Origin of the sequence: Arthrobacter sp. C2 (assembly GCA_024207135.1) — a bacterium.
Lineage (GTDB): Bacteria > Actinomycetota > Actinomycetes > Actinomycetales > Micrococcaceae > Paeniglutamicibacter.
Window position 1 is genome coordinate 1888559 of record CP042428.1, and the last position, 20935, is coordinate 1909493.

The 20935-nt window shown below is 66.5% G+C and carries 18 protein-coding genes; 12 read left to right on the forward strand and 6 right to left on the reverse strand.

The annotated features are described in order from the left end of the window. Positions 1-18 precede the first annotated feature (18 nt). The 5 genes from FPY90_RS08895 (at position 19) to FPY90_RS08915 (ending at position 7540) form a co-directional block, all read left to right on the forward strand. The gene (locus tag FPY90_RS08895; RefSeq protein ID WP_498685074.1) at positions 19-2337 is read left to right on the forward strand and encodes a transglycosylase domain-containing protein; all 2319 of its coding nucleotides are present in this window, start codon (positions 19-21) and stop codon (positions 2335-2337) included. A 4-nt stretch (positions 2338-2341) separates the two neighbouring features. Beyond that, positions 2342-3295 (forward strand): metallophosphoesterase, encoded by a 954-nt coding sequence (locus FPY90_RS08900; protein ID WP_498685076.1) that lies wholly within the window; start codon positions 2342-2344, stop codon positions 3293-3295. Positions 3296-3384: 89 nt separating this feature from the next. Then, positions 3385-5211 (forward strand): ABC transporter ATP-binding protein, encoded by a 1827-nt coding sequence (locus FPY90_RS08905; RefSeq protein ID WP_083410902.1) that lies wholly within the window; start codon positions 3385-3387, stop codon positions 5209-5211. Then, the gene (locus tag FPY90_RS08910; RefSeq protein WP_498685079.1) at positions 5208-7016 is read left to right on the forward strand and encodes an ABC transporter ATP-binding protein; all 1809 of its coding nucleotides are present in this window, start codon (positions 5208-5210) and stop codon (positions 7014-7016) included. The genes FPY90_RS08905 and FPY90_RS08910 overlap by 4 nt, the downstream gene beginning before the upstream one ends. 68 nt (positions 7017-7084) lie before the next feature. After that, a complete protein-coding gene (locus FPY90_RS08915; protein WP_498685081.1) occupies positions 7085-7540 on the forward strand; it encodes a hypothetical protein in 456 nt (151 codons plus the stop codon). Between the two features lie 95 nt (positions 7541-7635). Here the strand turns inward: FPY90_RS08915 and FPY90_RS08920 are convergent, their stop codons facing one another. Further along, positions 7636-8541 (reverse strand): phosphoribosylaminoimidazolesuccinocarboxamide synthase, encoded by a 906-nt coding sequence (locus FPY90_RS08920; protein ID WP_498685082.1) that lies wholly within the window; start codon positions 8539-8541, stop codon positions 7636-7638. Then, positions 8542-9828, reverse strand: coding sequence for a phosphoribosylamine--glycine ligase (purD, locus tag FPY90_RS08925; RefSeq protein WP_498685084.1), 1287 nt, complete (start codon positions 9826-9828; stop codon positions 8542-8544). A 114-nt stretch (positions 9829-9942) separates the two neighbouring features. On the opposite strand from purD, the gene FPY90_RS08930 reads away from it, so the two are divergent. The 6 genes from FPY90_RS08930 to purM all read left to right on the forward strand — a co-directional run bounded on the left by FPY90_RS08930 (position 9943) and on the right by purM (position 15070). Next, entirely contained in the window at positions 9943-10563 is a 621-nt protein-coding gene (locus FPY90_RS08930) for a class I SAM-dependent methyltransferase (RefSeq protein WP_498685086.1), read from the forward strand. A gap of 5 nt (positions 10564-10568) precedes the next feature. Then, positions 10569-11576 carry an asparaginase gene (locus FPY90_RS08935; protein WP_071212736.1) on the forward strand — a complete coding sequence of 336 codons (1008 nt, stop codon included), beginning with the start codon at positions 10569-10571 and terminating at the stop codon, positions 11574-11576. Positions 11577-11582: 6 nt separating this feature from the next. Further along, on the forward strand, positions 11583-11957 hold the full coding sequence (locus FPY90_RS08940; protein WP_071212735.1) for a sterol carrier family protein: 375 nt from the start codon (positions 11583-11585) through the stop codon (positions 11955-11957). Between the two features lie 13 nt (positions 11958-11970). Beyond that, on the forward strand, positions 11971-12297 hold the full coding sequence (locus FPY90_RS08945) for a hypothetical protein (protein ID WP_071212734.1): 327 nt from the start codon (positions 11971-11973) through the stop codon (positions 12295-12297). A gap of 62 nt (positions 12298-12359) precedes the next feature. After that, positions 12360-13910, forward strand: coding sequence for an amidophosphoribosyltransferase (gene purF, locus FPY90_RS08950; RefSeq protein WP_071212733.1), 1551 nt, complete (start codon positions 12360-12362; stop codon positions 13908-13910). A gap of 17 nt (positions 13911-13927) precedes the next feature. Next, positions 13928-15070: a phosphoribosylformylglycinamidine cyclo-ligase gene (gene purM, locus FPY90_RS08955; RefSeq protein WP_498685093.1), complete on the forward strand. Its 1143-nt coding sequence runs from the start codon at positions 13928-13930 to the stop codon at positions 15068-15070. A gap of 226 nt (positions 15071-15296) precedes the next feature. Here purM and FPY90_RS08960 read toward each other — a convergent pair whose 3' ends face one another. Next, complete coding sequence (locus FPY90_RS08960; RefSeq protein ID WP_071213209.1) at positions 15297-16220, reverse strand: Sir2 family NAD-dependent protein deacetylase; 924 nt, start codon at positions 16218-16220, stop codon at positions 15297-15299. 174 nt (positions 16221-16394) lie between these two features. Next, the gene (locus FPY90_RS08965; protein ID WP_071212731.1) at positions 16395-16622 is read right to left on the reverse strand and encodes a DUF3073 domain-containing protein; all 228 of its coding nucleotides are present in this window, start codon (positions 16620-16622) and stop codon (positions 16395-16397) included. Between the two features lie 248 nt (positions 16623-16870). Between FPY90_RS08965 and FPY90_RS08970 the strand changes: the two genes are divergently transcribed. Beyond that, positions 16871-17413 carry a hypothetical protein gene (locus FPY90_RS08970; protein WP_139194654.1) on the forward strand — a complete coding sequence of 181 codons (543 nt, stop codon included), beginning with the start codon at positions 16871-16873 and terminating at the stop codon, positions 17411-17413. 100 nt (positions 17414-17513) lie between these two features. Here the strand turns inward: FPY90_RS08970 and clpB are convergent, their stop codons facing one another. Both clpB and FPY90_RS08980 read right to left on the reverse strand, forming a co-directional pair. Next, positions 17514-20105, reverse strand: coding sequence for an ATP-dependent chaperone ClpB (gene clpB / locus FPY90_RS08975; protein WP_498685097.1), 2592 nt, complete (start codon positions 20103-20105; stop codon positions 17514-17516). A gap of 214 nt (positions 20106-20319) precedes the next feature. Then, a complete protein-coding gene (locus FPY90_RS08980) occupies positions 20320-20892 on the reverse strand; it encodes a YceI family protein (protein WP_071212728.1) in 573 nt (190 codons plus the stop codon). Positions 20893-20935 lie beyond the last annotated feature (43 nt).

Genomic DNA, 20935 nt, shown 5'->3' on the forward strand with positions numbered 1-20935 from the left:
CCTTGTAAACTAGTGGGCATGGCAGCTAAAAAGTCCCCTTTTTTTGATACGGCTACCACCCTCGGCAAGATCGTTGCCTTCTTTGGGGTGAGCGCTTTATGTGGCGTACTGGCGGCAGGACTCATGGTCCCGGTCGCTTCCCTTGCCGGCAGCGGCGCAACCGCAGGTGCGGAAGTGTTTGACGCTTTGCCGGCCAGCTTCAAGGGAGAGCCGATCGCCCAGCCTTCCAAGGTCCTGGCGTCCGATGGTTCGACCATCGCCACGTTCTACTCGGAAAACCGGCAGCCGGTGAAGCTCAAGGACATTTCGAAGGTCATGCAGAAGGCCATCGTCTCCATCGAGGACGAGCGCTTCTACGAGCACAACGGCGTAGATGTCCGAGGCATTGCCCGCGCCGCCGTCAACAACTTCACCTCTTCCTCCCAGCAGGGCGCTTCCACGCTGACGCAGCAATACGTCAACAACCTCCTGGTGAACGCCGACGTCGTCAACGGAGTGGATCGCTCCGAGATGACGATCTCCGGCACGAAGGACATCGCGGACAAGGCCCGCGAGGCCAAGCTGGCGATCTCCATCGAGAAGGAAATGACCAAGGACGAAATCCTTGAGGGCTACTTGAACCTCGTGTTGTTCTCCGGACGCAACTACGGGGTCCAGGCCGCCGCACAGCGTTTCTACTCGGTGGACGCCAAGGACCTGAACCTGCAGCAGTCCGCCATGCTTGCCGGCATGGTTCAGCTCCCCAACGCCTACAACCCGGAAAAGTACCCCGAGCGGAGCCTCAAGCGTCGCAACACCGTGCTGGCTGCCATGCTGCGCACCGGTGCCATCGACAAGAAGGCCTACGACAAGGCCGTCAAGTCGAAGCTGGGCATCAAGGCGAAGGAACTGAAGTCCGGTTGCATTGCCGCGGACGGGGCTGCCTACTTCTGTGATTACGTGACGCGATTGATCACTTCCGATTCCGCATTCGGCAAGACCAAGAAGGACCGCGAGAACCTGTTGTACCGCGGTGGCATGAACATCAAGACCACCTTGGATATGCGGTTGCAGAAGGAAGCAGTCAAGCAGACCGAGCTCATGATCCCGGCCGACGACAAGTCGAACATGGGCGCCGCGATCGTGACCGTTGAACCGGGCACCGGAAATATCCTGGCCATGGGCCAGAACAAGACGTATGCCCCGACCGACAAGGACAAGGGGCCCATCACCATGTACAACTTTGCCGTTGAAGCGGCAATGGGTGGTGCAGGTGGTTTCCAGGCTGGCTCAACATTCAAGCCTTACACCACGATGGCCTGGCTCGAATCCGGTCACAATATGTGGGAAAAGCTCAGCACACCGGTGAAGAGATATCCGAGTAGTTTTAAGTGGAAGGCTTCGTGCCTTCCTAGCGGATATGCAACTTCGGGTGGTGGCGCCAAGGGTTGGGCTCCACGAAACGCTGTCACCTGGCCCTCATCAATGACCGTTGACTACGGGCTCCTCAATTCGGTGAATACCGCGACCATTACCGAGGCCTCGAAGATCGACCTGTGTGACATCGCTAATGCCGCAACCCGCTTGGGCATTATTGATTACGGAGAGAACGTTGATCCCAAGACCCGAGAGGTCAGCACCTACGGCCAGCCGGTAAACCCGGCGAACCCATCCTTCGTTATTGGTTCTGCGCAGGTTACCCCGCTGGCTCAGGCCACCGCGTTTGCCACCTGGGCCAACAAGGGCGAATTCTGTGAGAACCGCGCGCTGACCTCCGTCACAGATGCGAAGGGCAATGAGTACAAGGTCAAGCCCGTGTCTTGTGAACAAGTGATGGACCCACAGGTGGCTGCCGACATGAACGGCACCATGAAGAAGATCGGCAAGAAGGCCACCAAGGGCCAAATCAATCTCCCGATCGCCGGCAAAACCGGTACCAATAACGATGCCAACTCCACCTGGTTCGTTGGATACACCACCGGCATGTCGACGGCGGCCTGGGTTGGCCGCTACGACAAAGACAAGAAAATGAAGACTCAGGGCAAGGTTGTCAACGGTGTTGCCCGCCGTTGGACCGACTCGGGCACCTGGGCCTCACCTTTGTGGACCAACTACATGAAGCAGGTCGGTACCCTGTACCCGGCCAAGTCGTTCGGCAGCGCCAAGGCAGCACCCAAGCCTGAGCCCAAGAAGGAAGAAAAGGACGATTCGAAGCCGGCAACGACCGAGTCCTCCGCTCCGAAGGACACCTCGGAAAAGCCCAAGGCCACGGAAAAACCGAAGGCAACCGAAAGCGCCAAGCCAAAGGGAAACAGCGACAGGACACCAGCCCCTCCCAAGAAGACGAATGATGACTAGTTCCATGGCGAACCCATCCTCGCTGGCCGAAGCGGTCTCACGCACTGTGCGTGGGGCCGCTTTGGCGGCTGCAGCGGCAACCGCTTCGGCCGGTGTCCTCTATGGCTACGGCCTGGGCCAGACGACGCGTTTTGCCCTCCGCGAGGAATCCCTGGCGCTGCTGCCACCGGGCTCGTCCCCGATCCGGATCCTGCACCTGTCGGACATCCACATGGTGCCCAACCAGGAACTCAAACGGCGTTGGCTGCACTCGCTGGCGGAACTGCAACCGGATCTGGTCATCAACACCGGAGACAACCTGGGCCACATGGATGGGCTGGGCTCGCTGCTGGAGGCACTGGGTCCGCTGATGGCCTTCCCCGGCGCCTTCGTTCCGGGATCGAACTGCTACTTCGGGCCACGCCTGAAAAACCCGTTGCGCTACCTGGGCAAGCGCTCGGATGTGCCGCGCAACTCCCCCAAGTACCAATTGCCGTGGCAACAGATGCACAGCGCCTTCGGTGCCGCCGGCTGGGTCAACCTGACCAACCGAAACCATTCCATGGCCGTGAACGGCACGCGCCTGGACTTCACCGGGGTGGACGACCCTCACTTGCACCTGGAACGCTTCGCCGGCTGGCCGGCCGGCTCGGTGTCGTCCGACGCCGCTCCCCACCTGCGGGTTGCCCTGGCCCACGCCCCGTACCAACGGGTGCTGGACACGTTCACCGACGCGGGCGCCGACCTGATCCTGGCCGGGCACACCCACGGCGGACAGGTATGCATCCCTGGCTACGGCGCACTGGTGACCAATTGCGACCTGCCGACCTGGCGTGCCAGCGGACTGACGCAATGGGAGCATGCGGGCAAGAGCGTGCCGTTGAACGTCTCGGCGGGCATCGGAACCTCGCGCTTCGCACCGGTGCGGATCGCCTGCCCTCCGGAAGCAATCTTGCTGACGCTGACCGCCGGGGACTAGCCCCCCGCGTCTGATTGAACAATCCCAACCCCACACTGTAGGGTATTCCCAGTAGCGAATTGGCGCTCGGGGATTGAGGTCGGACACCGGTGGCAGTACAACAAGGACACGCCCCCGCGGCGGGCACACCCACGCTTGGCCGGACCTTTGCCCGGCTTGCCCCCTTCGTCAAGCCCATCCTGCCGCGGCTCTTCTTCGGCTTCCTCTGTGCGCTGGCCGCAGGCATCGTTGCCCTGACCATCCCCCAGGTGCTGGCCTGGCTGGTGAACAACGTGCTGCACCCCGAGGGCAAGGACTCCGAGGTCTGGCTGGCCGTGGGCCTGGTCGCGGGACTGGGCGCCCTCGAGGCGCTGCTGGTGTTCCTGCGCCGGCAATTCGTGATCACCCCGGCCGCCCGCCTGGAAACCCAGATGCGGGTGCGTTTCTACGAGCACCTCCAGCAGCTTCCGGTCGCCTTCCACGAACGCTGGGGCTCCGGGCAGCTGCTCTCCCGCTCCATGTCGGACTTGAGCCTGCTGCGCCGCTGGCTGGCCTTCGGCGCCCTGATGCTGGTCGTCTCCACCGTCACGGTGATCACCGGGCTGACCCTGATGTTCTCCTCCAGCTGGGTGCTGGGCAGCATCTACCTCGCCGGGGCCATCCCCATCAGCATCAAGGCCTTCTACTTCCGCAACACCTACCGCGCGGCCAGCCGGCTGAGCCAGGACCAGGCCGGCGACCTGGCCACCGCGGTGGAGGAATCGGTCCACGGCATCCGCGTCATCAAGGCCTTTGGCCGCGGCCGGCACATGTACGACGGCTTCAACTCCCGGGCCAAGCAATTGCGCGACACCGAGGTCGTCAAGGCCAGGACCCTGGCCAGCTTCCTGCTCTACGTCGTCGCGATCCCCGAGACCACCCTGGGCCTGGGCCTGGTCGCCGGGCTCTGGCTGACCGCCCAGGGAGAATTGAGCGTCGGCGCCCTGGTCGCCTACTTCGCCACCGCCACCGTGCTGGCCGGACCGGTCGAAGGCATGGGCATGCTGCTGGGCATGACGCTGACGACCAAGACCGCCCTGGACCGCCACTTCGAGGTCATGGACACGCCCAACACCATCACCTCCCCGCAGGCTTCGCGCACCCCGGCGAACGGGCTCGGGGACCTGGAGCTGCGCAATGTCCACTTTGCCTTCCCCGACGCGGCCGGCACCGGCGCCCCGACGCTGCGCGGGGTCAACCTCGCTGTCGACCCCGGGGAGACCATGGCCCTGGTCGGCATGACCGGCACCGGCAAGTCCACGCTGTTGGCGCTGATCCCCCGGCTCCACGAGGTCACCGGCGGGCGGGTGCTGATCGACGGGGTCGACGTGCGCGACTGGGACCTGCTCGAGCTGCGCCGCGCGGTGGCCGTCGCCTTCGAGGACACCATCCTGTTTTCCTCCTCGATCCGCGACAACGTGCTGCTCGGCGCCCCCGAGCTCCCCGAGGCGGAAACCACGGCGCTGCTCAACGAGGCGATCGACACCGCGCAGGCCGGGTTCGCCCGCACCCTGCCCGAGGGGCTGGACACGGTCATCGGCGAGGAAGGGCTCTCGCTGTCCGGCGGCCAGCGCCAACGCATCGCACTGGCCCGGGCCATCGCCGCCCGGCCGCGCGTGCTGATCCTCGATGACCCGCTCTCGGCCCTGGACGTGCGCACCGAGGAAGCCGTCACGCAGAAGCTGCGCATCACCCTGGCCGGAACCACCACGCTGATCGTCGCCCACCGGCCCTCCACCGTGGCCCTGGCCGACCGGGTCGCGCTGCTGCGGGACGGGGCGATCGACGACGTCGGCACGCACTCGGAACTGCTGGCACGCAACGAGCACTACCGCTTCGTGATCGCCAGCCTCGAAGACGAAGACACAAATTTGCTGGAAGGCGGGCCACGGGCATGAGCACCCACACCGGAGTGTCCAACGAGGACGCCATCACCCTGACCGCGGACGAACGCAAGCGCGTGCGCGCCCGCTCCTGGCGGCTGCTTGCCACCCTGGCCTCCAGGCAGAAGCCGATGCTGGTGCTCACCGTGGTGCTGGTGGTCATCTCCAATGCCGCCCGCGCATCCTTCCCGATCATCATCGCCTGGGCCATCGACTGGGGCCTGCCGCAGGTCACCGGCGGCAACCTCGCGGCACTGGGCATCACCGGCGGCGCCTACGTGCTCTCGGCCATCGCGGCCGGCTCGCTGCTGGGCTGGTACGTGCTGTGCACCGCGAAGATCTCCCAGGCGATGCTGCTGGACCTGCGGTTGCGCGTCTTTCGGCACACCCAGCGCCTGAGCCTGGAATTCCACGAGAAGTACACCTCCGGGCGCATCATTTCCCGGCAGACCTCGGACCTCGAGACGCTGCGCGAACTGCTGGACCAGGGCATCTCCGAGCTGGTCTCCGCCTGCGTCTTCGTGACGTTCACGCTGATCTCGATCTTCGTGCTGGACTGGCGTTCCGGGATCGTGGTGATGATCGCCGCGATCCCCATTTCGCTGCTCTTTGGCTGGTACCAGCGCCGGTCCGAGGTCGTCTACCGCGAATCCCGCGTGGTCTCCGCGCGGCTGATCGGCACGTTCGTGGAAACCATGACGGGCATCCGCGCGGTCAAGGCCTTCCGCAAGGAGAAGGTCAACGACAAGAACTACGCGCAGGTCGCCGGGGAATACCGCGACAACTCCATCCGCTCCATCAACCTCTTCGGGGTGCTGCAGCCGGGCCTGGTGCTCATCGGGAACCTGTCGGTGGCCGCGGTGCTGGCCTGGGGCGGCTTCCGCATCCTGGACGGCGACCTGGGCGTGGGCGTGCTGGTGGCGCTGCTGCTGGCCACCAAGCGCGTGTTCCAGCCGGTGGAGAACATCGCCATGTTCTACTCCTCGCTGCAGGCCGCCACCGCGGCCCTGGAAAAGGTCTCCGGGCTGCTCGAGGAGGAACCCACCGTGGTGGAACCGGCCAGGCCCCAGCCCCTGGGCGAGGTCGCCGGTGCCCTGAAGTTCCAGGACGCGGTCTTCGGCTACGGCGACGGCCCGGTCGTCATGGACCGGTTCGACCTGTCCATCCCGGCGGGGCAGACCGTGGCCGTGGTCGGGCAGACCGGTGCCGGCAAGTCCACGCTGGCCAAGCTGATCGCCCGGTTCTACGACCTGCGATCCGGTGCCCTGACGCTGGATGGGGTGCCGATCGAAAGAATCGCCAACGACGACCTGCGCCGGCATGTGGTGATGGTGACCCAGGAATCGTTCCTGTTCTCCGGCACCGTGGCCGAAAACATCGCGCTGGGCAAGCCCGGGGCCAGCACCGAGGAGATCATCCTGGCGGCCCGCGCGGTGGGCGCGCACGAATTCATCACCGCGCTGCCGGAAGGCTACGACACCGACGTGAACAAGCGCGGCGGTCGCGTGTCCTCGGGACAGCGCCAGCTGATCTCCTTCGCCCGGGCCTTCCTGGCGGACCCGGCGGTGCTGATCCTCGACGAGGCGACCAGCTCGCTGGACATCCCCTCCGAACGCGCAGTGCAGCGCGGCTTGCAGACGCTGCTGGGCAACCGCACCGCGCTGATCATCGCGCACCGTCTGTCCACCGTGCAGATTGCCGACCGGGTACTGGTGGTCCACGACGGCAAGATCGTCGAGGACGGATCCCCCGCCGAGTTGATCGGCTCCGAGGGCAGGTTCGCCGCCCTGCACAAGGCCTGGAAGGACTCGCTGGTCTGACCCTCCCCGGTGCCATCGGCGCGGCTTTCGCGGTAGGGTTGCCGGCAACGACGAGTTCAGGGGTTGTCATGCGAAGGAATCGGGTTCCGGCCGTGGCGGGCCTGCTGGGCGGGACACTGCTGTTGGCGGGCTGCTCCGGGTACACCGGGGTGGCGGCCCTTGACCGTGCCGCGGGCCCCGGCGATGCGTTGCCGCCGGGCATCACGATGATGGAGGACTTCGACGCGGCAAGCGTCCGCCTGCTGGCCGCGCACGAGGGGGTCAGGTATTTCGCCGGCACCACCACCGACAAGACCACCGCCTGCCTCCTGATCCAGCCCGCGGGCAACGATCCCGACTGGGTCGCCGGGTGCGGCGGTGCGGGTGCCGCCGGCGAGATCGTGGAGGTCTCCGGCAGCAACCCCGCGCGCACGGCGGTGCTTGTCAGGGACGATGCGGACACCCGAGACCGCGAGGCCGGCGGGTTCATCCGGCTGCATCCCAACGTCCTGGTGCACGGCGGCGCCGCGGCCGGCACCGGCTAGGCCACGCGGTCCCCGGGTGATGCGGCAAGGGGGCCTGGAACCGCATCAAGTTGCGGTTCCAGGCCCCCTGCCCTTGGAGGACCCGAAGGCGGCTTCTAAGCCGTGAAGGTGAGCCCGGTCAGGCGCTCGTAGGCCTCGATGTAGCGCCCGCGGGTGCGCTCGATGATCTCCGCCGGCAATGCCGGGGGCTCGGCGCCCGAGGCCTTGTCCCAGCCGGAGGCCTCCGAGGTGAGCCAGTCGCGCACGAACTGCTTGTCGAACGAGGGCTGCGCCTTGCCCGGTGCGTAGGTCTCCGCGTCCCAGAAGCGCGAGGAATCCGGGGTCAGCACCTCGTCGCCCAGGGTGATCTCGCCGTTGGACGGATCGATCCCGAACTCGACCTTGGTGTCGGCCAGGATGATGCCGCGGGTGCGGGCGATCTCCTCGGCGCGCAGGTACAGGGCCAGGGTGGCGTCGCGCAGGTCCGCGGCCTGCTGGCCGCCGATGCGTGCGGCGGTTTCCTCGAAAGTGATGTTCTCGTCGTGCTCGCCGACCTCGGCCTTGGCCGAGGGGGTGAAGATCGCCGGCTCCAGCTTCGAACCGTCTACCATGCCGCCCTTCAGCGGCAACGCGCACACGGTCTGGCGTGCCTTGTACTCCGCCAGGCCCGAGCCGGTCAGGTATCCGCGGGCGATGCATTCGATCGGGAACATCTCCAGCTTCTTGCACACCATGGCACGCCCGGCCACGGCCTCGGGGACGTCGGTGGAGATGACGTGGTTGGGGATCTCGGAGAGCTGCTCGAACCACCACAGGCTCAGCTGCGTGAGCACCTTGCCCTTGTCGGGGATCTCGGACTCCAGCACGAAGTCGAAGGCGCTGATCCGGTCCGAGGCGACCACCAGCACGCGGTCGGTTTCCTCGAAGGAGGAACCGGCCGGGACGTAGAGGTCACGGACCTTGCCCGAGTAGAAGTGGGTCCAGCCCGGGAGATCCAGTGTTTCGGTTTGCAGGCCTGACATTTAGTTGCTTCCTTCCGCGACGCTGATCTGGCCGTTGGCGGCCTTCAACGCGATGTCGGTGCGGTGCTGGGCACCGTCCCAGGAGATGGCCGCGACCCCGGCGTAGGCCTTGTCGCGGGCCGCATGCAGGTCGGCACCCAGGCCCACGACCGCGAGCACGCGGCCGCCGGCGACGATGACTTCCCCGGCCTCGTTCGCGGTGGTTCCGGCGTGCAGCACCGAGACGTCCTCGAGTGCCTCGGCGGCATCCAATCCGCGGATGGCGGCGCCCTTGATGGGGTCCTCCGGGTAGTTTTCGGCGGCCATGACCACGCCGACGGCGGTTTCGGGGCGCCAGTGCAGCTGCTCGGCGTCGTCCAGCTCGCCCGTGGCTGCGGCCATGAGCAGGGCACCGAGCGGGGTCTTCAGGCGTGCGAGCACGGCCTGGGTTTCGGGGTCGCCGAAGCGTGCGTTGAATTCGATCACGCGGATGCCGCGCGAGGTGATGGCCAGGCCGCAGTACAGCACGCCGGTGAAGGGGGTGCCGCGGGACTCCATGTCGCGCAGCGTCGGGTAGGCGACGCGGTCCATGACCTCGTCGACGAAGCCGGCGGGCAGCCATGGCAGCGGTGAGTAGGCACCCATGCCGCCGGTGTTCGGGCCCTCGTCGCCATCGAAGATGCGCTTGAAGTCCTGGGCAGGGGCCAGCGGGACGGCGTGGGTGCCGTCGCAGATGACAAAGAGGGAGACCTCGGGACCGTCGAGGAACTCCTCGATGACCACGGTGCCGCCGGCATCGAAGCAGGTTTCGGCGTGGGCCAGGGCCTCGGAGCGGTCGGAGGTGACCACCACTCCCTTGCCCGCGGCCAGCCCGTCGTCCTTGACGACGTAGGGGGCTCCGAAGGCATCGAGTGCCTCGGCTGCCTCCTCGGTGTTCGTGGCGACCTTGGCCATCGCGGTGGGAACTCCCGCCTCGGCCATCACGGTCTTGGCGAAGGCCTTGGAAGCCTCCAGCTGGGCCGCCGCCTTGGTGGGACCAAAGACGGGGATGCCTGCGGCGATCAACGCATCGGCAACACCTGCCGCCAGCGGTGCCTCGGGGCCAACCACAACCAGTTCAGAACCCAGCTCGCGGGCCAGGGCCACCACCGCGGCGGGGTCCTGGGCATCGATTTGGTGGGTGGTGACATCACGCGAAATCCCGGCATTGCCGGGTGCGCAATGCAGGTCGGAGACGTAGGGATCCGCAGCCAAAGCGCGGATCAGTGCATGTTCGCGGCCGCCGGGGCCAATAACCAGTACCTTCACGAGGCTTAAGCCTACCGGGTTCGGCCCGGCCGGTCCCGCACCGGGTCGCGATCCCGACGCATTGCCGCCGGCTTGGCCTTCGAAGGCCCGGCGGCCCCGCCTATGCTCGTGTACATGGATCAGGAAACCAAGTGGCAGCAGCAGGCGCGCCGGGACCCCGCCCAGGCCCGGAACTACATCGGCCGGTTCGCGGAATTGCGCGCATCGGGCGCAGACCTTGACGGCGAGGCACGCTTCGCCGATGCGATGCTTGCCCGCGGCTCGCGGGTGCTGGATGCCGGATGCGGGACCGGCCGGGTCGGCGGAGAGCTGGCCGCGCGCGGCCACCGGGTCACCGGGGTGGACCTTGATGCCGAACTGCTGGCCGCGGCCCGCACCGATTTTCCCGGCTCGCGCTGGCTGGAGGGCAACCTCGCAACACTAGATGTGCGCAACGAGGCCGGAGAACGCGAGCTCTTCGAACTGGTCATCTCCCCGGGCAACGTGCTGGCCTTCGTCGCCCCGGGCACCGCCGCTACCGTGCTGGGCGCGCTGGCGGAACACCTGGCACCGGACGGTCGGCTCGTCGTGGGCTTCTCACCCCTGAAGGGCTACGCACTGGAGACCTTCGAAGCGGACGCCGCGGCGGCGGGACTGCGGATCGGCACGCTCTTTTCCACCTGGGACATGCGGCCCCTGCGGCCCGGCGCGGACTTCGTCGTTGCGCTGCTTGAGCCTGCCCGCACCGTAAACTAGGTCACATGGCCGAAACCTTGCTTGCTTCCGACACCGTGGACCTCGTTGTGCTCGAACGCAACGGCTTCATTGAATCCCGCCACCGCGGAACAGCGGTGGTCGTCAATGCCGCGGGCGAGGTGCTCGACGCCCTGGGAAACCCCAACGTCCTGGTCTATCCGCGCTCGGCGCTCAAGCCGTTCCAGGCCTTGGCCTCCATGCAATCCGGGGTCCCGTTGCGCGGCGCGCAGGTGGCCCTGGCCTGCGCCAGCCACGACGGCAGCACCGAACACACCGAGGTGGTCGAATCCATGCTGGCCAAGGCCGGCCTGTCGGAAGCCGACCTGTTGTGCCCGGCCTCCTGGCCGTCGCACGAGGAAACCCGCACCGAGCGGATCCGAGCGGGGCTTGGCAAATCCGCGATCAGCTTCAACTGCTCCGGAAAGCATGCCGCGTTCCTCTGGGCGTGCGCCGAGAACGGGTGGGACACCAAGACCTACCTGTCCCCCGGGCACCCGGTGCAGCAACGGGTCATCGGCGTCATCGAGGAGTACGCCGGCGAAACCATCTCGCACCTGGGCGTGGACGGCTGCGGCGCGCCGGTTCCGGTGATCTCGCTGGCCGGGCTGGCCCGGGCCGCCTCGAAGCTGGCCCAGGCCCCCGGCAACAAGCATGCCGATGCGCGGGCGGCAACGATTGCCACCGCGATGCTCGACTATCCGTGGGCCGTCCAGGGCCACGGCAAGCCCAACTCCGTGGTGATGGAGGACCTGGGCGTCATTGCCAAGCTCGGCGCCGAGGGCGTGCTGCTGCTGGCAGCACCGTGCGGGATAGCGGTGGCGGTGAAGATGAGCGACGGTTCGGGCCGCGGAAGCGACCTGTTGGGACTCACGCTGCTGGCCAACGCCGGCGCCATTTCCACCGACCAGCTCACCGACATCCTGGCCAAGTTGACCAGCCCGGTGCTCGGCGGCGGGGTCCCGGTCGGCGCGCTGCGCCTGGCCTCCCCGGTCATGGACCTGCTGGATTCCTGAAAAGCCATGGCCATCAAGCGACGCATTGATCCGGCCGAGGGCAACCGTGCCTTCCGCCGCTGGATCGACACCGCCGACGCCCAGGCGGACGCGCTGCCGCGCCCGCTCATTGCCATGGCGGTGCGCTACACCCTGGAGGAACTGGCCAGCCGGGCCGAGGGCAACTCCGTGGAGGTGCGGGTCCCGCCGTTCGGGGTGACCCAGTGCATTCCCGGTCCCCGGCACACCCGGGGCACTCCCCCGAACGTCATCGAGCTGCCAGCGGCGCTCTGGCTCGCGCTGGCCTCGGGCAAGATCGGCTGGGAAGCCGCGCTTGCCACGGGCAAGGTCACCGCCTCTGGGCTGCGGGCGGACCTGTCGGCCGAACTGCCGCTGGTTTAGTACCCTAGAGGGTATGGAATCCAGCCAGCACCCCAGCAATCCCACCCCCGCAGACAAGGCCGCCGGCGACATCGAGGTCGAGGTCTACGCTGCACCCAAGTTCTGGCCGTTCATGGGCATCGGCGCCCTGCTGGGCATCGTCATCGCGTTTGTTTCCGCCTTCACCGGCGAGGAATCCACCGACTTCTCCCGGGCCGCGGTGGCGGGCTTCCTGTCGGTCGCATTCGCCTTCTTCGGCGTATTGCTCGCCGGCGTCGTCTTTCTGGTTGTGGATCGCATCACACGAAAAAAGGCACGTCGCGCGCTTGCCGTGCCGATGGGTGACCCAGAACACCGCTAGAAGCCGGCTTGTGGGAGACTTCACGCCCAAACGGGCATCCGGCTCGTGAGAGAATAATTGCTATGGCGCGTGGTGACGGAAACCTAAATCATGATCTTTTGCCCAACGAGAAGGGCCCGCAGGATGAATGCGGTGTCTTTGGCGTGTGGGCTCCCGGCGAGGAAGTAGCGAAGCTGACCTATTACGGTCTCTATGCGCTGCAGCATCGCGGGCAGGAATCGGCCGGATTGGCCACTAGCGACGGGGCCCGGATCAATGTCTACAAGGACATGGGTCTGGTCTCCCAGGTGTTCGACGAGAACACCCTCAATTCGATGCAGGGGCACCTGGCCATTGGCCACTGCCGCTACTCGACCACGGGCGCCAGCCACTGGGCCAACGCCCAGCCGACTCTCGGCCCCACCGCCGCGGGCACGGTTGCCCTGGCGCACAACGGGAACCTGACCAACTCGGCCGAGCTGATGGAAATGGTCAGGGACGAGCAGGAAGAATCCGGGGAAAAGGTCCGCGGCGAAATCGCCCAGGGCAACACCACCGACACCGCACTGGTGACGGCGCTGCTCAACGGCGCCGAAGGCGAATCCCTCGAAGAGACCGCCCTGTCGTTGCTGCCCAAGCTGCGCGGCGCCTTCTGCTTCGTCTTCATGGACGAACACACCCTCTACGCGGCACGCGACACCTACGGCGTTCGCCCGCTGGTGCTCGGCCGCCTGGAACGCGGCTGGGTCGTGGCCTCCGAGCAGGCCGCCCTGGCCACCGTCGGTGCCAGCTTCATCCGCGAGATCGAACCGGGCGAATTCATCGCCATCGACGAAGAGGGCGTGCGCTCCCGGCGTTTCGGCGCGGCCACCCCCGCGGCCTGCGTCTTCGAGTACGTCTACCTGGCCCGCCCCGATGCCTCCATCAACGGACGTTCGGTCTACGAGACCCGTGTGGAAATGGGCCGCCAGCTGGCACGCGAGAATGCCGCCGAGGCGGACATCGTCATCCCGGTGCCCGAGTCGGGCACTCCGGCTGCCATCGGCTACGCCGAGCAGTCGGGCATCCCCTTCGCCCACGGCTTCGTCAAGAACGCCTATGTGGGCCGCACCTTCATCCAGCCCTCGCAGACGCTGCGCCAGCTGGGCATCAAGCTCAAGCTCAACGCCCTGGAACCGGTCATCAAGGGCAAGCGCGTGGTCGTGGTCGACGATTCGATCGTGCGCGGCAACACCCAGCGCGCCGTGGTGCGGATGCTGCGCGAGGCGGGAGCGGCGGAGATCCACGTGAAGATCTCCTCCCCGCCCATCAAGTGGCCCTGCTTCTACGGCATCGACTTCGCCACCCGCGCCGAGCTCATCGCCAACGGCGCCGCGGTCGAGGAAATCGGCAAGTCCATCGGCGCCGACTCGCTGGCCTACATCTCCGAGGACGGCATGATCGGTGCCACCGAGCAGAAGCGCGAGCGCCTGTGCACCGCCTGCTTCACCGGCGACTACCCGATCGCCCTGCCCGAAGCAGCACTGCGGGGCAAGAACCTGCTTGAACGTAGCAACCAGGCAGGATGTGAGCCGGGCCCGGATGCAGAGTTCGAGTCGGCTCTCACCGCCGAAGACAAAACACCGCGCAACTAAGTAAAGGACCATCAGAGATGACAAGCGCCACCCCTGAGAATTCCGGAATCACCTACGCTTCGGCCGGTGTCGATGTCGAGGCCGGTGACCGCGCCGTTGAATTGATGAAGGGCGCCATCAAGGCCACCCACAACGCCAACGTCCTAGGCGGTGTCGGCGGATTCGCAGGCCTGTACGACGCCTCGAAGTTCCTTTCCTACAAGAAGCCCCTGCTGGCCACCTCCACCGACGGAGTCGGCACCAAGGTCGCCATCGCCCAGGCCATGGACATCCACCACACCATCGGCCAGGACCTGGTCGGCATGGTCGTCGATGACATCGTCGTGGTCGGCGCCGAGCCGCTGTTCATGACCGACTACATCGCCTGCGGCAAGGTCGTCCCCGAGCGCATCGCGGACATCGTCCGCGGCATCGCCGAGGGCTGCACCATCGCCGGCACCGCGCTGGTCGGCGGGGAAACCGCCGAGCACCCGGGTCTGCTGGGCGAGCACGAATACGATGTTGCCGGTGCCGCCACCGGCATCGTCGAGGCCGACGGCCTGCTGGGCCCGGAGCGCGTGAAGGACGGCGACGTCGTCATCGGCATGGCCGCCTCGGGCATCCACTCCAACGGCTACTCGCTGGTCCGCAGCGTTGTGGCGCACGCCGGCTGGGCGCTTGACCGCCACGTGCCGGAGTTCGGCCGCACCCTGGGCGAGGAACTGCTGGAACCGACCCGCATCTACACCATGGACTGCCTGGACTTGATCCGCACGTTCAACGTCGACGGCGCCATCGACATCCACGGTTTCAGCCATGTCACCGGAGGCGGCCTGGCGGCCAACCTTGCCCGCGTGCTTCCCCAGGGCCTGATGGCCACCGTGGAGCGCAACAGCTGGGAACTTCCGGCCGTGTTCAAGGTGATGGCCGAGCTGGGTTCCGTGCCGCAGCCGGACCTGGAACGCACGCTGAACCTGGGCGTGGGCATGGTTGCCATCGTTGACGCCGCGGTGGCCGACGCTGCGCTGGCCCGCCTCAACGCCCGCGGCATGACCTCCTGGGTCATGGGCAAGGTCGGAACCGTCACCGACGAAGCCAAGGCCGCCGGTTTGGATTACGTCCAGGGCGCCAAGGGCGTCGACGGCGGTGCGGTGCTGATGCGCGGCAATTTCGCCGGCTAACTGCCACAAGGCCCTTAAGAGCGAGGGACCGCACCCGATGGGTGCGGTCCCTCGCTCTTTTAAGTCCTCGGTCCCGGTCGGCAGACGGGTTCAGACGGTGGGGATGCCTCCCGCGGCAGGGGAAACCCCTGTTCCGGGCGCTCGACCCGGCCTGGCTCGCCGCCGGCCTCGGCTCCAACGCCTGGCCTGCGTCGACTGCCAGCGCCCGACAGCGGAGGCGGAAGCCCTACATGGGTCGGCGCGTGGTCCCGCCGAGCGGTTCTTCCAGGATGGCCAGGGCCTCGGCGATGTTGCTGCGCCACCGGTAATCGGCCTTGGCGTCTCCCCGGGTGGGGCCGCCGTTGATCAGCCCGACCGGCTTGCCGGCGCCGCGGGCGTCCAGCAGCAGCTTGTAGCCGCTCATGACCGCCAGGGAGGAACCGACCACCAGCAGCGAGGCGGAGTGCGCCTCCATCGCCTTGAGCCGGACCTTGCGTTCAGCCGGGACGCTTTCCCCGAAATAGACCACGTTGGGCTTCAAGGCCTGCGAGCCGCACACCAGGCAGCCGACCATGTGGAACTCGGCCACGTGCGCATCATCCAGCGACACGTCGCCGTCAGGGTTCACCAGCGAGGGATCCAGGTCGACGCGTTCAAGATACCCCGGGTTGGCTTCGTGCAGCCTCGCATCGAGGTGTTTCCGGTCCTCCAGGGCCCCGCAATTCAGGCAGCTGATCTGCTGCAGGTCCCCGTGCAGGGGAATGACGTTCAGCGAGCCGGCCGCGACATGCAACCCGTCGACGTTTTGCGTCACGATGCCGCTGATCTTGCCCTGCGCTTCCCATTGGGCCAGGCGTCGGTGGATGGGGTTGGGCGAGGCCTGGGCCATGTGCCGCCATCCCACGAAACTGCGTGCCCAATACCGGTGGCGGGCGCTGGGCTCGTGCTGGAACTCCTGATAGGTCATCGGCCGGTGGCGAAGCAGGGACCCCTGGGGCCCCCGGTAGTCGGGGATCCCGGAGTCGGTCGAGACCCCGGCGCCGGTGAGCACCAGCACCGAGCCGGCCTCGAGCATCCTGCGGATGCCGGCGGCGGCGACCTGCGGATCCTGCAGCGGTGCGGTCTCCCCCACCACGCGTTCGATGGAACGGATGGCGGCACGATGCGCCATCCGGATGCCTAGTTCGCCTTCATGCAGCATGTGGTCCCATCGCTGTTTCCCGGGCAAGGCAAAGGCCGCGGTCACTAGCGCCGCTGGGGGCGTAGTGGCCACGGCTGCCGTGTTCACGTATTGGAGAACCGATAACCACAGATTGCTCTGGGGTCACTTCAGGGAGTCGGCGCATCAGCTGATGCGCCGTTGGTCGTCCTCGTCGTCATCGTCTGCGTACTTGTCTTCGTAATCCGAATAATCGGACTCGAAGGGTACGTCGACAGGGCTTGGTGTCGTGGTGCTGTGACCACGGCTCTTCCCAAGCTCGCGTTCCAAGGCGGACAAATCAGTGGCCGGGGAGAAATATTTCATGTCCCTGGCCTGTCGTGTCGCTTTTGCCTTCTGACGGCCGCGCCCCATGGCGTGACCCCCTTTTTTCAGTAGATCTGGAGGTGGTCCACCTATGTCAGGCGGAGGCCCCAGAATATGTGACTAATTCTTTCGTATTTCAAGGTTAACATGATTCCGCGGCGAGTGCCTGCCCGGAACCACCGTTCCGCCGGTAGAGTATTATTTTGTCCACCAAGTCGACTGCCACCCGCCCGGGAGCTTGCTTGCCTGATCCGCCACCGCCAGAGCCAAGAGCTGCGCTTCCTGCTCTAAGTGCCATGTCACAGACGCGTTCGTGGTGGCGTGCCCCGGCCCTTTGGGCCTTGCTCGGGGCACTGGGAATCATGCTGATTGTCATCTACGGAGCCAACAGGTTTTTTGGCCACCACGACGCCGCGGCGCCGGTCGCCGAAGTGACACGAAACGCATCCCCCGGCATCGACGGGGTCATTGCCACGGACGTCCCGGCGGACCAGTTGCAGGTTGGCGATTGCCTTCAGGGATTCAACGGCCCGCTGGAAACCTCCACGGTGGTGACCTGCCTGACCGCACACAACGCACAGCTGATCGGCACCTTCACCATGGACGGGGACCAGTTCCCCGGTCCGGCAGGAATCCTGTCGCGGTCCGAGGAACTGTGCAAGTCGATTGCACTGGATCCCGCCAGCCCCCTGGACACGGGTTGGTCATATCAATTCTCGCGGCCGTCCGAAGCCACCTGGAAGAACGGCGACCGGCTGGTCGCCTGCTTCCTGTCACTGAACGAGGGCAGCGTTCGGGTCTCGATGCTGCCTTCCGAATCCGCGGCATTGAACACCTGACACCCGCTGCCACCCCATTCGCGGAAGCAGGCCGGGCACGACGCGGCCGGTGCCCGAAGCGCTGTTCGCGCCTCGGGCACCGGCCGTTGACCTTGGATCCTTAGTTGCGGCGGGAAGTCAGGGACAGCCCGTTGCCGTCCTCGCCGACGCCCACCACCACGGTGTCGCCGTCCAGGATAGTCCCGAGCAGCAATTGGCGGGCCAGCCGGTCCCCGATCTCGCGTTGCACCAGGCGGCGCAGCGGCCGGGCGCCGAAGGCCGGGTCGAAGCCGGTGAAGGCCAGCCAGTCGCGTGCATCGTCGTTGACCTCCAGCACCAGGCGGCGTCCCGCCAGGCGCTTGGCCAGCGCGTCGACCTGCAGGGCAACGATCGAGCCGAGCTCGTCCAGCGAGAGTGCGTCGAACATGATCACATCGTCCAGCCGGTTCAGGAACTCGGGCTTGAACGAGGCGTTGACCAGGTTCATCACGGCCGCGCGCTTGGTGTCTTCCTCCAGCGTCTGGTCAACCATGAACTGCGAGCCCAGGTTGGAGGTCATGATCAGGATGACGTTGCGGAAGTCGACGGTGCGTCCCTGCCCGTCGGTCAGGCGCCCGTCGTCGAGCACCTGCAGCAGGATGTCGAAGACCTCCGGGTGGGCCTTTTCCACCTCGTCGAGCAGCACCACCGAGTAGGGGCGGCGGCGCACCGCCTCGGTGAGCTGTCCGCCCTCCTCGTAGCCGACGTACCCCGGAGGGGCGCCGACCAGCCGGGCCACGGAATGCTTCTCCCCGTACTCGGACATGTCGATGCGCACCATCGCGCGTTCGTCGTCGAATAGGAAGTCGGCCAGGGCCTTGGCCAGCTCGGTCTTGCCCACGCCGGTGGGGCCCAGGAACAGGAACGAGCCGGTGGGGCGGTCGGGATCCGAGATCCCGGCCCGGGCGCGGCGCACCGCATCGGAGACCGAGGCGACGGCCTTCCGCTGGCCGATCAGCCGGTGGCCCAGGAAGTCCTCCATCTCGAGCAGCTTCTGGCTTTCGCCTTGCAGCATGCGCCCGGCCGGGATGCCGGTCCAGGCCGAGATGACCTCGGCGATGTCGTCGGCGGTGACTTCCTCGGCGACCATCGATTCCTGCGTGCCGGCGGTGGCCTCGGCCGCGGCGGCGTCCTTCATCTCCTTTTCCAGCGCGGGGATCTCGCCGTAGAGCAGCCGCGAGGCGCTTTCCAGGTCGCCCTCGCGCTGCAGCTTCTCGGCGCTCGAGCGCGCCTCGTCCAGCTTGACCTTCAGGTCTCCGACCCTGTTCAGTCCGGCCTTCTCGGCCTCCCAACGGGCGTTCAGCGCATCAAGCTCCTCCTTCTTGTCGGCCTTGTCGGCGCGCAGCGCATCGAGGCGTTCACGGGAGGCGGGATCGGTCTCCCCGTCGAGGGCAAGCTCCTCCATGGTCAGCCGGTCCACCGCACGGCGCAGTGCATCGATTTCCTCGGGTGCGGAGTCGATTTCCATGCGCAGCCGGCTGGCGGCCTCGTCGACCAGGTCGATGGCCTTGTCCGGGAGCTGGCGTCCGGCGATGTAGCGGTTGGACAGCGTGGCTGCGGCCACGAGTGCGGAGTCGCCGATCGTGACCTTGTGGTGGGCCTCGTAGCGCTGCTTGAGCCCGCGCAGGATCGCTATGGTGTCATCCACGCTCGGCTCCCCCACATAGACCTGGGCGAAGCGGCGCTCGAGCGCCGGATCCTTCTCGATGTTCTGGCGGTACTCGTCCAGCGTCGTGGCACCGATCAGGCGCAGCTCGCCGCGGGCCAGCATGGGCTTGAGCATGTTGCCCGCATCCATGGCCCCCTCGGAGGCTCCCGCGCCAACGACGGTGTGGATCTCGTCGATGAAGGTGACGATCTGCCCGTCCGAGGACTTGATTTCCTCCAGGACGGCCTTGAGCCGCTCCTCGAACTCGCCGCGGTACTTGGCCCCGGCGATCATCGAACCCAGGTCCAGGGCGATCAGTGTCTTGCCGCGCAGCGACTCGGGAACGTCTCCGGCGACCATGCGCTGGGCCAGGCCCTCGACCACGGCGGTCTTGCCGACTCCGGGTTCCCCGATGAGCACCGGGTTGTTCTTGGTGCGCCTGGAGAGCACCTGGACGACACGGCGGATCTCGGCGTCGCGCCCGATCACCGGGTCGAGCTTGCCCGAGCGGGCGATGGCCGTCATGTCGGTGCCGAATTTTTCCAGGGCCTGGAAGGTGTTTTCGGGATCGGGGTTGTTGACCTTGCGGTCGCCCCTGATGCCGGGCAGCGCGCTGTCCAGGGCCTGGCGGGTGGCACCGCTTTCGCGCAGCGCCCTGCCGGCGGCCCCGGTGTCCTCGCTGAGTCCAAGCAGCAGGTGTTCGGTGGAGACAAAGCTGTCCCCCAAGGAAGCGGCGGCCTGCTGGGCGGCGGTGATGGCCTGCAGGATCCCGCGGGAATACTGGGCCTGCGCCACGTTGCTTCCCGAGGAGCTGGGCAACGCCTTGATGGCGGCACTGGCCTGGACCGAGACCTGGTCCGGGTCGACACCGGCGGCCTTCAACAGGGCGACCGCGACCGATTCTCGCTGGTCGACCAGCGCCTTGAGCAGGTGGGCGGGTTCCACTTGGGGATTCCCAGCGGTGGAGGCGTTCATTCCCGACGCGGCGAGCGCCTCCTGGCTTTTGGTTGTTAGCTTGGTGTCCACGCTCTTCCTTTCATGGTTGGGCATTCACTCAAACTTGAGTCTACTCCACTCAACTATGCTCTGGCGAGGGATATTCCCGTGAATGGCAAAGCGCCGGCGACCCGGACACGGGTCGCCGGCGCTTTGCCATACAGGTTGCGGTGCGGCCGCGGGCCGGTTACGTGAGGTTCGGCCCCGGGGGCCGGGGCCCAAACAGGCCGTCCGGCAGGAGAGGCTAGGTGGCTCCAGCCCCGCCCTTTGCATCCTTGATGGCGGAGATCTCGAACTCGAGCAGGACCCGTTCGGATACCAGGACTCCCCCGGAGTCAAGCGCCTTGTTCCAACTCACGCCGTACTCGCGGCGGTCGATGCGTCGGCTGCCCTCGAAGCCCGCACGAAGGTTGCCAAATGGATCGGTCTCGACGCCGGTGAATTCGAGGGGTACCGCGATCTCTCGCGTGGTCTCCTTGATCGTCAGTTCGCCGTTGACGATGAAGCTGTTCTCGTCGACCTGGTCTATCCGCGTGGAGCGGAAAACGATGTTTGGGTATTTGGGTGCGTCGAAGAAGTCGTTGGTCCGCAGGTGCTGGTCGCGGTCGGCATTGCGCGTGTCGACGCTGGCGACTTTCACGGTCATCTCGACACTGCATTTGCTCATGTCTTCGGCATCGATGTGGACTGTTCCCTCCACCTCGTTGAAGGCGCCCCGCACCTTCGTCACCATCGCGTGGCGCGCATTGAAGCCGATGCGAGTGTGCCCTGGATCGAATCGCCACGTCCCCGCGTAGGCTGGATCGAGCTGGGTCATTGGTCCCCCTTGTGGTTGCTGTACGGGTGGACGTGTCCGCCCG